Annotated in this window: 7 protein-coding genes; 6 read left to right on the forward strand and 1 reads right to left on the reverse strand. The window is 74.4% G+C overall.

Translation table 11 applies throughout. From position 1 onward, the window contains the following. The 5 genes from AB0M03_RS20360 to AB0M03_RS20380 all read left to right on the forward strand — a co-directional run bounded on the left by AB0M03_RS20360 (position 1) and on the right by AB0M03_RS20380 (position 12772). Entirely contained in the window at positions 1-1575 is a 1575-nt protein-coding gene (locus AB0M03_RS20360; RefSeq protein ID WP_363492954.1) for a M14 family zinc carboxypeptidase, read from the forward strand. Then, positions 1575-4874, forward strand: a complete 3300-nt coding sequence (locus AB0M03_RS20365; protein WP_363492955.1) for a DUF6603 domain-containing protein — start codon at positions 1575-1577, stop codon at positions 4872-4874. Before AB0M03_RS20360 ends, AB0M03_RS20365 begins: the two co-directional genes overlap by 1 nt. 77 nt (positions 4875-4951) lie before the next feature. Next, on the forward strand, positions 4952-7522 hold the full coding sequence (locus AB0M03_RS20370) for a hypothetical protein (protein WP_363492956.1): 2571 nt from the start codon (positions 4952-4954) through the stop codon (positions 7520-7522). Positions 7523-7600: 78 nt separating this feature from the next. Continuing rightward, positions 7601-11230, forward strand: a complete 3630-nt coding sequence (locus AB0M03_RS20375; protein ID WP_363492957.1) for a hypothetical protein — start codon at positions 7601-7603, stop codon at positions 11228-11230. A gap of 45 nt (positions 11231-11275) precedes the next feature. Then, on the forward strand, positions 11276-12772 hold the full coding sequence (locus tag AB0M03_RS20380) for a hypothetical protein (RefSeq protein WP_363492958.1): 1497 nt from the start codon (positions 11276-11278) through the stop codon (positions 12770-12772). Between the two features lie 32 nt (positions 12773-12804). Here AB0M03_RS20380 and AB0M03_RS20385 read toward each other — a convergent pair whose 3' ends face one another. Beyond that, positions 12805-13371, reverse strand: coding sequence for a DUF4232 domain-containing protein (locus AB0M03_RS20385; protein WP_363492959.1), 567 nt, complete (start codon positions 13369-13371; stop codon positions 12805-12807). A 716-nt stretch (positions 13372-14087) separates the two neighbouring features. Between AB0M03_RS20385 and AB0M03_RS20390 the strand changes: the two genes are divergently transcribed. Then, a complete protein-coding gene (locus tag AB0M03_RS20390; RefSeq protein WP_363492960.1) occupies positions 14088-15500 on the forward strand; it encodes a family 2B encapsulin nanocompartment shell protein in 1413 nt (470 codons plus the stop codon). Positions 15501-15606: the final 106 nt, after the last annotated feature.

A 15606-nucleotide genomic window follows, 5' to 3' on the forward strand; every position in this document is an offset into this window, starting at 1 on the left:
ATGCCCCCGCCCTACCCCGCGATCACCGTTCCGCAGACTCCGGCCCAGATCGAGGCGGCACTGGCGGACCTCGCGGCCTCCTTTCCGGCCCTGTGCACGCTCGACAGGTTTCCCGACAAGAGCGTCGAGGGCAGGGACATCCACTTCATCAAGATCGCGAACGGAAGCGGCTCCAACCGGCCGGTCATGGTGCTGATCGGCGGCGTGCACGCCCGCGAGTCCGCGCCGCCGGACGCGCTGATCCGCTTCGCCCAGTCCGTCCTGGTCAGCCACGACGGAGGCAGCGACATCACGTTCCCCGCCATGTCCTGCGAACCGCTTCCCTCGGGCCCGGCGGTGGACTACCCCGACTTCACGATCCTGGCGAGCGACGTCAAGAGGATCATCGACGCGGTCGACCTGTACATCGCGCCGCTGATCAATCCGGACGGGCGGCTCTTCGACCAACTGCACCCTCCGTCCTCGTTCACCGGCGGGTGGCGCAAGAACCGGCGGGCACATGCCGACCCGGCGAAGATCGGTGTCGACCTGAACCGGAACCACGACATCGCGTGGAAGTTCGAGGACTACTACGACATGGCCCTCTACCGGGCGGACTATCCCACGGGCCCGGCCGAAGCCGTCGACGAGTCCAAGGACACCTACCGTGGCCCCTCGGTGGCCTCCGAGCCGGAGACCGCCAACGTGCAGTGGATCGTCGACACCAAGAAGCCCGCGTTCTTCGTCGACATCCACCAGTTCGGCCGCAAGGTCCTGCTGCCCTGGGGCCTGGAGGACAACGGCGACGACCCGACGATGACCTTCTCCTCCCCCGCCTGGACGGGCAAGCGCGACGGCCTGCGGCCGGGCAGCCTGTCCCTCCCGCTCACCGGCCCCGACTACAAGGAGTTCGTCACCGACGACGCACCGCACTTCGTCAGGAAGAACCTGGGCTTCATCGGGGACACGATGCGCGACGCCATCCTGGCCAGTGCCGGAGTGGTGCTCGGCTCCACGGCACCCGACCCCAGGCGCGACCACTCCACCTTCGAGGTGGCCCAGGCCGCGGTGCTCTACCACCCGGTCGGCGGCGGGCCGGTCACCGGCACCACCCACGACTACGCGTTCCGCAAGCAGTTCGACGACCCTGCCAGGGCGCCGGTCTTCGCGTTCGGCATCGAGTCCGGGCACGAGGAGGAGGCCGGCTTCCATCCCGACTACGCGAGCCCGCCGGGCCACTACGCCAAGATCGAGCGGGAGATCCACGCCGCACTGATCGCGCTCGGCACGATCGCCGCCAAGCTCGGGAAGCCCTGCCTGGTCGCCACCGCCACCACGGGCACGCCCGATCACCCCGATGTGGTGACGCTGCGCCGCTTCCGCGACGCGTGGCTGGGGCCGCGGTTCGACCGCTGCTACTACCGGATCAGCCCGCCGGTCGCGCGCTACCTGCTCGCCCACCCCTGGGCGCGGGCCGCCGTGCGCCACGGCCTGGTCGGGCCGGCGGCCGCACTGCTCAGGACGTTCCCGGAGCCGGCCACGAGGGCACCGGGACGAACCCCACCGGAACGGACCGCACCGGGAAGGACGGACTGATGGCCGGCACCGCCGAACTGCTCGCGCTCGAGCTCGGACGCCTGCTCGAGCCGCTCCGCACCCGGCTGCAGGCGGGCGACGTCGACGCGCTCTTCGCCGAGTTGGGGCTTCCGCTCCCGGACGCGGTGCGGGACGCCCCCGCCGTGGTGTCCGCCACCACCACGGCGGCCGCTGCGCTGGGCGGCCTCGCGCCCAAGACCGCCGCTCTCGCCGCAGCCGTCCGGGCGGACGACCGGGCGCTGATCGCGCAGGGCTTCGCGGAGCTCGTACCGGCCGTCGCGACCACGTTCACCTCGCTCAACCAACTCGCGACCCAGGTGAAGAACGCCTTCCAGGGCGCACCACCCGAGTTCGGCCCGCTCCTCGCCCAACTGCCCGAGCGGCTGCTGCACTTCACCATCGTCAGCTACCTGGAGCGGTACCGCCCGAGGATCGGCAGCACGCTTGCGCTGCTCGGGCTGATCGAGTCGGTCACCGAGCCCGCCGACGGCACCCGGGCGGCGTACCAGCGGCGCAGCCTGCGCCTCGACCGGCTGCCGGTGGTGTTCGACGACCCCGCGACGGCCCTGAACAGCGTCTACCGCTGGGGCGATGCGGCCCAGGTCCTGGACGCCGGGCTGCTGCTGGGCCGCCTGTGCGCGCTGCTGACCGCGATCGGGCTGCCCGCGGTGATCGAGCCGGACGTACCCCGGCTGCGCGCGTTCCTGCTCGCGCTGGAGCCCGACGGCGGTGCTCCGGCGCCGACGCCGCTGCAACTCACCCTCGACGTGGTCGACTTCACCGGGGTGGACGTGCTGCTCCCGCTCAGCGAGCAGTGGGAGGTGCGCCTGCGGGCGGACGGCGCGCTCGACATCGGTGCGGGGGTGCGGATCGAGCCGCCGGCCAGGTTGGTCCCGCTCGCCCCGGCGCCGGAACTGTCCGGCGAGCTGACCCTGGGATTCCGGCGCACCGCACCCGGGACGGGGCCCGTCCTGCTGTTCGGGCAGGCCGACGGCTCACGGCTGACCGCCGGGTCCGTGCAGGCCGGGTTCGGTGTGCGGTTCGCGGCCGCGAGCACCGAGGTGGTGGCGGACCTGGTCGTGGACGCCGGGATCGCGGACGGCCGGCTGGTGGTCGGCCTCGACGGTGCGGACGGCTTCCTCGCCGCCTTCCTGCCCGGGACTCTGGAGCTCGATCTCGATCTCGGGCTGCACTGGAGCGCGCAGGAGGGCGTCACGTTCAACGGCGGTGCGGCCCTTCGGCTCACGGTGCCGCTCACCGTAGAGCTCGGCCCGCTCCGTCTGGACCGGCTGGACGTCGCGGTGCTGCCGACCGCCGCCGGGATCGGGACCGAGGCCCGGGTGGCCGGCGGGATCGCGCTCGGCCCGTTCACCGCTTCGGTCGAGGGCATCGGTGTGGGCACCGACCTCGCCCTCCGACAGGGCAGTCTCGGGCCGGTGGACGTGTCGTTCCGGTTCCTGGCCCCGCAGGGGCTCGGGCTGGCCGTCGACGCGGGGCCGGTGCAGGGCGGCGGCTTCCTGCTGTTCGACCAGCCGGCCGGCCGCTACGCCGGCGCCTTCGAGGTCGACCTGGCGGCCGTCGGGGTCTCCGCGACCGGCATCCTGGACACCGGCCCGGCCGCCGGCGGCTTCGCCCTGCTGGTCGTGCTGCGCGCCGAGTTCCCGCCGATCCAGCTGGGCTTCGGGTTCGCGCTCTCCTCGGTCGGCGGGCTGCTCGCGCTGAACCGGCGCATCGACGTGGACGCGCTGCGCGGCCGGTTCGCCTCCGGCGCGGTCGGCCGGATCCTCGCCCCCGAGGACCCGGTCCGCAACGCGCCCGTACTGCTGGCCGACCTCTCCGCGGTCTTCCCGCCCACCCCCGGCGTCAGCGTGGTGGGACCGACCCTCCGGCTCTCCTGGGCCGAGCTCGTCCGGTTCGACCTCGGCGTCTTCGTGGAGCTGCCCGGACCGACGAAGACCGTGCTGCTCGGCTCGGCCCGGGCGGTGATCGACAACCCGGCCGGCGGTGGACCGCTGCTGCAGCTCCGCCTCGACATCATCGGTCTGCTCGACTTCGCCAAGCGGGTGCTGGAGTTCGACGCCGTCCTGGTCGACAGCCGGCTGCTGGAGGTGCTGGAGCTCTCCGGCGGGGCCGCGTTCCGGCTGAGCTGGGGAGACCAGCCGTACGTGCTGCTGTCGGTGGGCGGCTTCCATCCGGCGTACTCCCCCGCCCCGCTGGTGCTGCCGCCGTCCCTCACCCGGATCGCGATGACCCGGGGCACCCCCGACGACCTGCTGTACCTGCGGTTCGAGGGCTACTTCGCGGTCACCACCAACACCCTCCAGCTGGGTGCGACGGTCGAGGCCGCCGTCAACGCGGGTCCCATCAGCGCCCGTGGCTTCCTCGGCTTCGACACGCTGATCCGTTTCGACCCGTTCTTCTTCCAAACCGCCTTCTCGGCCTCGTTCCGGGTCCGCTTCGAGGGCACGACGCTGGCCGGCGTCCGGGTGACGGGCGAGCTGTCGGGGCCCGGCCCGATCACCTTCCACGGTGAGTACTGCATCGAGATCCTCTTCTTCGACATCTGCTTCGAGGGCACGTTCACCCTCGGCTCCCAGGGACGTCCGACGGCGGTTCCGGTCGGCAGCGCGGTGGACGAGCTGGCCGCCGAGCTCGAACGGCCGGGCAACGTCACGTCCGGCGAGGGCGCCACCGACCGCTCGGCGGTCGTCGAACCGGCGGCGGGCACCGCACTGCCGGTCCTCTCCCCGGTCGGGCAGGTCGCCTGGACGCAGTCCCGGGCACCGCTCGGCCTGTTCCTGCAGCGCTTCGAGGGCACTGTGCTGGCCACCCCGGAGACGGTCACGGCGAGCGGCCCCGCGGTCACGGGTGACGCCGTCGACTGGTTCGCGCCCGGCGCGTTCGCCGAACTGTCCGACAGCGACGCGCTCAACCGCAGGGCGTTCGAACGCCTCGACGGCGGGGTCCGGCTCGGCGCGCCCGGCACGGCGGACGGTCCGGCCCGCACCCATGTGGTGACGGTCGAGCAGATCCGGCTGCCGAACCCGCCGTCGGCGGGGTTCGAGTTCGTCGTGCCCGGCTGGCTGGCCAGGGCGGTCGGCGCCCGTACCGGGCAGGTCGAGCGGGCGGCGGTCGCCGGTGCGATCGGGGTGCACGACGAGCAGTGGCAGGTGCACGCCGCGGACGGGGCCGTGGCGGCCGGCGGGCTCAGCGAGAGCCAGGCCCACCAGCTCACCGCCGCCGGTGCGGGGGCAGCGGCCGTCCCCGCCACCGACCAGGTCGCGTCCGTGCCGTTCTGAGGAACCGTGAGGCGGAGGTCCGCCCGCAGAGCTGCCCTTCCGAGGAGGTGTCGGCAGTGCCCCCCACACTGACGTTCGTGAGCTGGGCCCGGGAGCGGGTCGGTGAACTCGTGACCGGCACCGAGGACGGGCGCGCCCGGGTGTCCACCGGCGTGACGCTCACCGGCCGGGCCGCCGACGGCGCGATCACGGGCACCGAGACGCGTCAGGTCCGCTTCCTGCTCGCCGGCCCGCAGGACGTGGCGGGTCTGAACCCGGGTGCGGTCGTCGGCCGCTACCCGGTGCCGGGGGCCGTCGACGCCGAGACCGACAAGTGCCCGCACGTCGAGTTCGCCGACGCCGCCCTGCCCTGGCGCTACACCCCGGCCGCCAACCCCGCGGCCGGCACCGGGGTCCTGCGGCCGTGGCTGGCACTGGTGGTCGGGGTCGAGGACACCGAACTGACCCTCGCCGGCGACTTCGTCTCGCTCGGTACGGAGGTCCAGAACGCCCACCCGCTCGCCGCGCCGCACCCGTACGGGCACGTCCAGCGGGCCGAGGGCCGCCACCTCGCCCGTCTGCTGTCGACCCGCCCGCTCGCCGCCGACACCGACTACACCGCGGTGCTGGTACCCGCGGTACCGGGGTGGACGGGCGCCGCCCCGGTCACCCTGCCCGTGTACGACAGCTGGCGCTTCCGGACCGCGGCCCAGCCCGGCGGCTTCGCCAAACTGGCGGCCCGCCTGACCCCCGGCGCGGCCGACCCCGGGACCGGCCGGGCGACCGTTCGCTACCCGTACCTCGCGGACCGGACCGTCGAACTGCGCGGCGCGCTCGCACCGATCGGCTCCGCCGACCCGCCACTGGATCCCGCGATCGCGGCGGACCTGCCGCAGCACACCGTCCCGCCGCCCGACCCGCGCGGGCGCCCGGTGATCGGACCGCCGGTGTACGGAGCGGCCTGGCCGCCGGCAGCCACCGTCTGGGCCACCGGCCTCAACGGCGACCCGCGCCACCGGGGAGCGGCCGGACTCGGCCTCGAACTGGGCATCCGGCTCCAGGAGGAGCTGGTCGAGGAGGCCCGCGAGCACGCCGGGGCACTCGCCGTCGCCGCCCAGTGGCTCGGCCGGCTCAGCCTCGGCCTCGCCGCCTCCGGCAGCCTCTGGCGGCGCCGGCTGCCCACCGATCCGCTGCACCGGCTCTGGCTGTTCGGCCCCGCCCTGCGGCGGGTGGTCACCCCGCAGGGCCCGCTGGCGGAGCTCACGGTGGCGCAGGGCCTGGCACTGCCCCGGGGGATCTTCTCCACCGCCGCCCGCCGCGCCGTCCGCCCCGGGCCGGCCCGCACCGCGCTGCTCAGGGGTGCGGTCGATCCCGCGGAAGTGCTCCGGGCCGCCAACCGCTGCCCCCGCCCGCCCGGTCTGAGCGAGGACGGCGTACCGCCGCTCGGCAGGCGCTTCGACGAACGGCTGAAGGAGGCCCTGACTTCGGGCCGCCTCGACAGCCGGAACGCGGTCGAAGGACTGCGCCGCTTCGACGTCGGGCGGCTCCCCGAGGAGCTCCGGGAACCGGCCACGGCCCTGCTCCGCCGACTGATCCAGACCGCCTCCGACGGCCGGACCGACCTGGCCTGGGGCCGGTCGATCGAGGCCCTGACCACGGCCGCCGCGGTCGACCCCCGTGACGAGCGGGCCCTGGCGCGCGCCCGTGAGCTGCTGGAGCAGGCGCTGAAGGAGTTCGGCCGCGATCCGGAGCTGCCCGGCGACCTGATCGGCCTGCTCGACGCCCTGGCGGAACGCCCCGGCCGGGAACCACCGTGCCGTCCGGTGGATCTCGACGCGCTGGCCGCGAGCGTGACCCCGCTGTTCGACCCCACCACCGAGGACGCGCCGGCGCGGGTCCGCGTCCTGGCCGGCATCGACGGACTCGACCAGGCCCAGCCGCTGGCCCCGCCCGAGGTCTGCGTCGGCCTGGACCGGCCGGTGTGGCGCGACCTGAACGACGCGTTCGCCGAATGGCTGCTGCCGGGCGCCGGCAACCTGCCGGACGACTCGGTCAACGCCGTGCAGACCAACCCCGTCTTCACCGACGCCTTCCTGGTCGGCTACAACACCCAGCTCATCGGCGAGCTGCGCTGGCGCAACCTGCCGATCACCACCGGCTGCACGCCGCTGCGGGTCTTCTGGGACCGCGCGGACACCGCGTCGGGGCAGCGCGTCGACGACATCGTCGGGGTCGCGAACTGGCCGCCCGGCAGTGAGCTGGGCGCAGCCGGGCACCGGCCCGGCGGCGCGGCCGGCGGAGACCTGGTCCTGCTGTTCCGCGGGCAGCTGTTCCTGCGCTACCCGAAGACGCTGCTCTACCTGGTGTCGGCCGTCCACGGGGGCGGCGTCGACTTCGACAGCGACCCCGATTCCGCGGCGCCGCGCGTGCTCCCCGCCTTCCAGGGACGGATCGGCGCCGACATCACCTTCTTCGGGTTCCAGGACTTCCCGGCCGGCGGCATCGCCTCGCACTGGGTCGTGCTGGAGGAACCGCCGTCCGGCTACCGGTTCTTCAACGACGCCGTCAGCCCGGCGGGCCGGGACGGCGCCCGGTTCGCCGACGATGCCTTCGCCGACCCGGTGCGGGTGCTCGTCCGCGGCGACAGCATGACCCCCTCGGCAGCCTGACGCCCCGACACCCCGCCCCCTGTCACCGTGACCCCCGACAGCCTGACCGTTCGACCCCGGCCCCCTGAGGAGGACCCCATGCCGGCCGACCTGGGCGTGCTGCTCCCGCTGCGGATCGAGACCCGGTTCGCCGGGCCGACCCTGCGACTGCGGGTGGTGCCCGACGAGCTCTGGTTCACCCGCCACGACCCTCGGCCGGGCGCCGCCGAGGTCACCGCGCTCAAGCGCTACGCCGCGGACCCGGGCCTGCCCGCGTTCCGGGAGCTGGCCTCGGCGGTGGGCGCGCCGCGGGCCGCCTTCCTGGTCCGCACGTACCTGACCGAGGACCCGGCCGAGCTGAACGAGGAACCGGTCTTCCAGCGGATCGAGGGCCTGCCGAAGGAGCTGCACGTCTGGCTGGCGCGCGGCGGCGGCGGCCCCGAGCACGTGCTGACCCTCGCCGTCGACCACACCCGGCTGGCCGTGGCCCTTGACTCGACGGCCCCCCGCTGGTGGGAGGACTGGGACGAGGCCGTCGGCGCCGGACTCGCCGGCGAGGTGCCCCTGTCCGGCGACCCCGGCGACATCGACCTGCTCGTCGTCACCGGGCTGGGCGGGACACCGCCCGGCGCACTGTTCGGCGCACTGCGCGCCGAGGGCCGACTCGGACTGATCGCACCGGGCACGGCCACCAACACGGTGGACGGCGAACCCGCCGCCGGACTCGCCGCGGACGCCGACAGCTGCTGGCAGCTGCTCGACGGCACGCCGGGTGAGAACGAACGACTGGTCAGCCTCGCCCTCACCGGCGACGAGCAGCTGCTGGGCCGGCTGCCGGGCCCGACCGAGCCGCACTTCAGCGCCTCCACCGGCATGGTCCGCGCCCTGTGGCCCGCGCTGTGGGGGTTCGCCGCGACGGACGTGTGGGCGCTGCCGCGCGCGGCCGACACCGCCGCCTGGGCCGCCGAGGCGCTCTTCCCCGAGGGGATGTTCCCGGCCGTCCGGGTGGGCCCGCAGCCCTACGGCCTGCTCCCGGCCACCGCCCTGACCCGGTGGGTGGCCGGCGAGCAGGACGTCGAGTCGGGCCTGCTCCCGCCGCTCCTGCGGCTGAGGGAGTCCTGGCAGGCCGCTGCCGAACGGCGCGGGACGGTCGCCGGCACCTCCACGGACGGCCTGCTCGACCTGCTCGGCCACGTCCCGAGCGCCCCGTCCTACCGGCACCGCCGGGCGGCCCCGCTGGAGCTGTGGTGGCAGTCGATGCTGCTGCTGGGCACCGCGGGCGGGTGGCACGAACTCGACCAGCAGTGGCAGCTGGCCTACCCGCTCGTCGGCGAGCTGGGAACGGCCCCGCACCGCCGGTACGGCTCGCGCGGGCGCACCGGCCCGCTGCGGATGCCCCTGGTCGTGCCGGACGGTCTGCCGGCCGACCGTACCGTCGGCGAACTGCTGGCGCTGCTGCTGAAGACGGCGACCCGCGCGCCCGCCCTGTTCGCCGGCACCCGGTCCCTGGTGGAACGGCTGAAGGTGGAACCGGACAGCCTGCTCCTGCGCCTGGTCGTCCGAGCCCTCCAGGTCGCCATCGGCGACGTCGGCCGGGAGGCGCTCGGGGACCCCGTCCCGGCCCTGGAACAGCTCGCCCGCCCCGACAACCGGCAGGGGCTGCTGGAGCACTGGATCAGCCGGACCACGCCCGAGATGCTGCGCGGCCCGAGCCCGGCCGCGGTGGCCTTCCAGCGGGTGGCCGGCGGGCTCGCGTCCCTCGTCGAAACGGCGGAGGACCGCCTCGAACGGATGCTCCGCGCGAACCTGGACACCGCGGCCCACCGCCTCGATCCGTGGCTGGCCGGCCCGCCGACCCGCCGGCTCCAGGACCTGCTCGACGCCCGGCCCGCCCCGCGGCTCGGCGCCTACGGCTGGGTGGACGCCCCCCGGCCGGGCAGTCCCGGGCCCACGCCCGGCGGGCTGCTGCACGCCCCCTCGCAGGCCCAGGCACTGACCGCCACCGTGCTGCGGGACCGCGCGGTCAACGACCCGCAGGCCGGCCGCTGGGCCATGGACCTGACCTCGCGGACCGTCCGCGACGCGGCGCGGCTGGGCGACTCCGTCCGCGCGGGGTCCCACCTGGGCGAGGTGCTCGGCCGCGACGTCGAACGGATCGCCGGCTCGCCGGACCTCGTCGACGCCCTGCGCACCGCGTTCCCGCTGCGCACCGAACACGCCGGCCGCCGGGTCTGCGACGGTCTGGCCGTCCTGGACGCACCTCCCACGTCGCTCGGGATGTCGGGCGCCCAGCTGGCCGAGCTGACGGCCCTCCGGCAGGCCGTGGACGCCTACGGCGACCTGCTCGTCGCCGAGGCCGTGCACCACGTCACCCAGGGGCGGCCGACGGTGGCCGGCGCGGCGATGGACGCCGCCGCCGGGCTGTCCCGGCCGCCCGAGCTGGAGGTGGTCAACAGCCACCGGCAGGGCCGCGCCGTGGCCACCAGCGTGCTGCTCCTGCTGCCCGACGCGGCCCCGCCGGCGATCCCCGACGAGCCGGCGGAGCACGCCCTGCTGTCACCGGCCGCCCTGGCCGACCCGTCCGCTGCGGCCTACCTGACCGCCCGGACGGGCCCCGCCAGCGCCTGGACCTGGACCGTGCGGGGCGGGGCCGGGGACATCCGGGTCGGCCTGGCCGACCTGGGCCTGGCCCCGGCCGACGCGCTCGCCCTGTCACTCACCGACCTGGAGCGCCTGGTGCTCGCCGCGGCGGGCGGACGGGACGCCGTACTCGAGTCCGCGGACGGCTCGCGCCGCTACGAGGACGCCGCCCGGCTGACCGGCCTGCTCGGCCGCTCGCCGGCAGGCCCCGACGCGATCACCACCGAGCCCGGGCTGCCCACCCCGCCCAGCGGCGTCGAGGCCGGGCTGCGGGCCCGTTACGAGGAACTGCGCCGGACGGCGAAGATCCTCGCCGATCTGCTGGCGGACACCGCCGACCCGTCCGCTGCGGAGCGGCTGCTGGTGGCCTGCCGGGCCTGGGGGATCGCCCCCGACCCGCCCCCGGAGGCGGCGCCCGGTGCGGCCTCGGCGCGGGCCCGCGCCCTGCTGTCCGAGCGGGTGCAGGCGGCCCCCGACCCGACCGGTCTCGACACCGGCGGCCTTCTCGACGCCATCACCCGGCTGGTCAGCCCGACCGGGCAGCTCGCCGTCCTGTCACCGGCGGCTCCGCCGCCGGTCAAGGCCGCCGACCTCGACCTGGACTGGCTCGCGACCGTCGCCGCCGTCCGGCCCCCGCTGGCCCGGCTGGAGGTCGAACAGCTCCGGACGTCGGCCTTCGCCGCCTGGTCCACCAAACCCGCGGACCCGTGGCAACGCGACCCGGCGGACACCGGCCGGCTCGTCGTGGCCTACGCCCCCACCGGACTCGACCTCACCGCGGCCCCGCGGGTGACCGCGGCCGTGCTGGACCGGTGGACCGAGGTCGTCCCCGACCCGGAGCAGACGACGGCGGCGGCGTTCGGCTTCGACGCCCCGGCCGCCCGCGCCCCCCAGGGCATCCTGCTGGCCGTGCCGCCCGATCCCAAAACGGGGCTGGACGAACGGACCGTGCTGGACATCGTGGTCGAGACCCGGCAGCTCGCCCACGCCCGGATGGCCCGGCCGGCCGACCTCGACCCGGCCGTCCTGGGACTGCTGCCGACCGTCCTGCTGCCCGCGACCGGCCGCACCGACACCCCGATCGAGTGACGGCGCGGCACCGGAGCGGGCACGACATGGGAGTGAGGGTCCGACATGGCCATCATCTACGACCTGGTGCGGCGGATCACGGCCACGCCCCGCCTGGACGACCTCGCCAGGGGGTTCGCGGCGGAGGTCGCCGACCCGGCGTGGCTGCTCGGGCGCCAGTGGCAGCTCGGCGAGCACCGGGGCGAGGACGCCTCGTCGCCGGTGCGGGTGCACTACACGTGCCGGCAGACGCCCGTCGAATCGCCGAGCGGCGGCGACCCGGTCACCACGCCCGCGGAGGCGATCGTGGAATCCGAACCCTTCGACTGGTGGACGCCGGGCCGACGGGTCGGGCTGGGCCGCCTGGCGGCCGACGCGGCCGGGCAGGCGGGCGTCGCGATCCCCGCCGACGACCGCGCCCTGCTGCTCACCGGACTACCGGTGCCCTACGACACGTTCACCGGCTTCGACGGCCGGGCCCTGTGGGCCCGGCGCGAGGAGCTCGGCCTCGACCCGTCCTGGTTCGGCCCGGTCAAGCCGCCCGAGCGGGAACCGGAGGACCTGTGGGACCCCACCGAGTTCGGCTACTCCGCCGACTTCACCGCCGGCGGCGTCGATCTCGCCGTCCGCCGGCACGACGGCGGAGACCTGGACTGGTACAGCGCGGACGCCTCGGGGACCGCGGCCGCCGGGGGCGGCGAGCGACGGCAGGTGTATCCGGGGCGGGTGCGTCACCCCGGAGCGCCGCTGCCCAGGTGGTGGCAGATCGAGGACTCGACGGTCGACATCGGCGGCTACCCGCCGGACCGCTCGCACTTCGCCACGCTGCTACTGATCGATCTGATCGTCCATCAGTCGGACGACTGGTTCGACTTCCCCGTCGACGCCCTGGTGGGCCACGTCGTGACGCTGACCTCGGTGACCGTGGTCGACTCCTTCGGGGACAAGTGGAAGCTCGCCCCGCCCGCGGACGGCTGGAGCCTGTACGCGACCGAGGGCCTCGGCCGGGAGTCCCTGGTCGTCTGGGCCGCCGCGGCCGCACCGCTCACCGGGCCGGTGCTCGACGAGGTGACGGTCGGCGTCGACGAGGACGCCAACCTCGCATGGGCGGTCGAGCGCCGCGTCACCGGACGGGACGTCGGGAGTCCGCCGGACCCTCCCCCGCCGGTCCCCGAAGCCGTCGACGCCTCCGGCCGCCTCGGCCACACCTACGAGGCGGCGACCAGGACACCACCCGGCTGGCACCCGTACGTCATCGAGCCGGTCGACGGCCGGCGCAGGTTCGTCCAGGCCCGGGCCGCCGACCTGACCGGTCCCGTGCCGGTGCTGATGCCGGAGCCCGCCGGCGACCTGCTGGTCGTCGCGCCCACCCATCCCGTCCACCAGGTCGAGCCGGCCGCGATCCCGGTGGACGGGCTGCGGCTCGAACGCCGGGCGATGCTCGCCCGCGCGACCGACGGCAGCCCGGTGCTGTGGACCCAGCGCCGCCGGGCGCCCCTGCTGACGCCGCCGGCGTTCAGGCTGCACTTCGACGCGCTCACACCGCATCCACCGGGCGCCTGAGCCGAGGGGATCCCGCCGGCACCGGCAGCCGGTCAGGGCCGGGCGCCCGGGGAGGACGCGGGCAGCGTCCGGTCCTGCTTCCAGGCACCGACACCGAGCCGGCCCGTGGTGCCCAGGTCGAGCTCCGGGATCACCATCACCGGGTCGGCACCGGCTTTCGCCCGGACCCTCAGATACGGTGCGTTCACCAGGTCGGCCGTGCCGACCTCCACGGTGTTGCGCCAGACCAACCCGGCGTAGGCGCGCTCGCCGGGCAGGATCCGCACGTCGCCGACGGGCCTGTGCTCCTCGTCGATGACCTGGAGTTCCGGATAACCGTTCAGTTCGACGGTCCCCGCCCCGCAGTTCTCCAGATGGAGACCGACCACGCGCAGCCCCATGGCGGCATCGCCCTCGTCGGCGTACACCCGCGTCCCGGACGGCGGGCAGACCCCGGACTCGGCCGACGCCTCCCTGCTCGGAACACTGCGCACCTTGGTGATCCGCACCCGCCCGCCGCCCGTGGAGGCGGACGCACCTGCTCCAGTGGGAACGGCACCGACCATGTGCTGTTCGGGCAGGGCGGACGAGGGCTCATCGGCCGCGACGGTGCCCGCCACGGTCCGACCGGGCGCAACGTCCGGCACCGTCCGCCTGCTGACCGACATCGCCTGCCCGGACTGTGACAGGTGCGTGAACGTGACCGTGTAGGTGAAGGGTTCGCTCCCCCGGTTGGTGACCTCGAATTCGGTGCAGAGGGGGCCGGAGCCCGTGATCCTGACACCGCCCGACTCCCGCTCGGCCGGATCACCGACCGGCGCCGAAGCCGAACGACCCGTCGGCACACCGCAGGCGGACGTGCCGCCCGGCGGGGCGGGGGCCTGCGAACCGGCTGCGGCCTGCGAGCCGCACGCGGTGAGCAGCAGGGCCCCGGCGGCCAGAAGGACCGGAGAAACGGTACGGGAACGATGCACTCGCCGAGCTGACCATGACTGATCGTCAGGTGCCGTGACGACAGTCACACTTACGGCAACAGCCCTGTCACAGCCGGGGGAAGCGCCGGCATTGCCGGCCCGGCTCGCACGTGCCGCTGACGGCACGGACCCCCGCGCGGCCGGACCCTGCATCGCATGCGGCCCGTCCGAGCACAAACATGCTGTCGAAAAAGATCACCACTTCGGGGCAATGCACCGGGTGTGGTGCGCCAACTGGCCGCGCCGACGGCTAGTTTGCTCATCGAGGCCAGCGGCCTGCGCGGACGTTCGCTGTGTTCGCCCCGGTCACGTACGACATGGACCGTACCGGTCGCCGCTGTTACTGAAGGAGATCCTGCTCGATGACGGTGGACACCAGCCAGGCGGCGCAGTCGGAGCCTACTGGACAGAGCAGCCTGGGCACGGCTGCCGCCCGGAACCTTGCCACCACGACCAAGTCCGCTCCGCAGATGCAGGAGATCACCTCCCGCTGGCTGCTGCGGATGCTCCCCTGGGTGGAGACCAAGGGCGGGACCTACCGGGTGAACCGGCGGCTGACCTACACCGTCGGTGACGGGCGCATCGAGTTCGTCCAGGACGGCGCCCGGGTCCGGGTGATCCCCCGCGAGCTCGGCGAACTCGCCGTGCTGCGCGGCTTCGACGACGTGGCCGTGCTGACCGCGCTCGCCGGCCGCTGCGTCCAGCGCGACTTCCGTGCGGGTGAGGTGCTGGTGGAGCGCGGCACTCCTGCCGACCGGATCCACCTGATCGCCCACGGCCGGGTCGGCCAGAGCTCCGAGGGCCGGTACGGCGAGACGGTGTCCGTCGCCGTGCTGGCCGACGGCGACCACTTCGGCGAGAACGCCTTGCTGGACGCCGGTGCGACGTGGGACTGCACCGCCACGGCCGAGACCGCCGGTACCCTGCTCACGCTCGCACGCGCGGACTTCCACGCCGTGCTGGCAACGGCACCGGACCTCCGGGCGCACGTCGAACGGTTCTCGGCGATCCCGCTCCAGCGGCAGAACCGGCACGGCGAGGCCGAGATCGCCATGTCGGCCGGCCACACCGGCGAGGTCGAGGTGCCCGGTTCGTTCGTCGACTACGAACTCAACCCGCGCGAGTACGAGCTGTCCGTCGCCCAGACCGTCCTGCGGGTCCACACGAGGGTCGCCGACCTCTACAACGAGCCGATGAACCAGACCGAGGAGCAGCTCAGGCTCACCATCGAGGCGCTGCGCGAGCGCCAGGAGCACGAGCTGATCAACAACCGTGAGTTCGGCCTGCTCCACAACGCCGCCTTCAAACAGCGGATCCAGAGCCACTCCGGTGCGCCGACCCCGGACGACCTCGACGAACTGCTCTGCCGCCGACGCGGTTCCCGCTTCTTCCTCGCCCACCCCAGGGCGATCGCGGCCATCGGCCGCGAGTTCAACGCCCGCGGGCTCTACCCGGACCACGTCGACCTCGGCGGACAGCAGGTTCCGGCCTGGCGCGGAGTCCCGATCCTGCCGTGCAGCAAGATCCCGATCAGCAAGGAGAACACCACCTCGATCCTCGTGATGCGGACCGGGGAGGACAAGCAGGGCGTCATCGGCCTGCACCGGACCGGGCTGGCGGATGAGTACGAACCGGGCCTGTCGGTGCGGTTCATGGGCATCGACGAACGGGCGATCATCTCCTACCTCGTCAGCACCTACTACTCCGCAGCGATCCTGGTGCCCGACGCGCTCGGCGTACTGGAGAACGTGCAGATCGGCCGCAGGCAGGGCTAGGCAAGCCGGTTTCGATCATCTTCGCCGGATCACGTCGGCCCGGCGAGCGGCACGCTGCCGTGCACCGCACACACCGCAGGAGCCGCCGGACGCCGGACCGGGCAAC

It is taken from the genome of Kitasatospora sp. NPDC051914, assembly GCF_040680995.1.
Lineage (GTDB): Bacteria > Actinomycetota > Actinomycetes > Streptomycetales > Streptomycetaceae > Kitasatospora.

Coding starts and splice junctions, on each gene's coding strand:
- AB0M03_RS20390 (WP_363492960.1), top strand. CDS start 14,088: ATGACGGTGGACACCAGCCAGGCGGCGCAGTCGGAGCCTACTGGACAG.
- AB0M03_RS20375 (WP_363492957.1), top strand. CDS start 7,601: ATGCCGGCCGACCTGGGCGTGCTGCTCCCGCTGCGGATCGAGACCCGG.
- AB0M03_RS20365 (WP_363492955.1), top strand. CDS start 1,575: ATGGCCGGCACCGCCGAACTGCTCGCGCTCGAGCTCGGACGCCTGCTC.
- AB0M03_RS20360 (WP_363492954.1), top strand. CDS start 1: ATGCCCCCGCCCTACCCCGCGATCACCGTTCCGCAGACTCCGGCCCAG.
- AB0M03_RS20380 (WP_363492958.1), top strand. CDS start 11,276: ATGGCCATCATCTACGACCTGGTGCGGCGGATCACGGCCACGCCCCGC.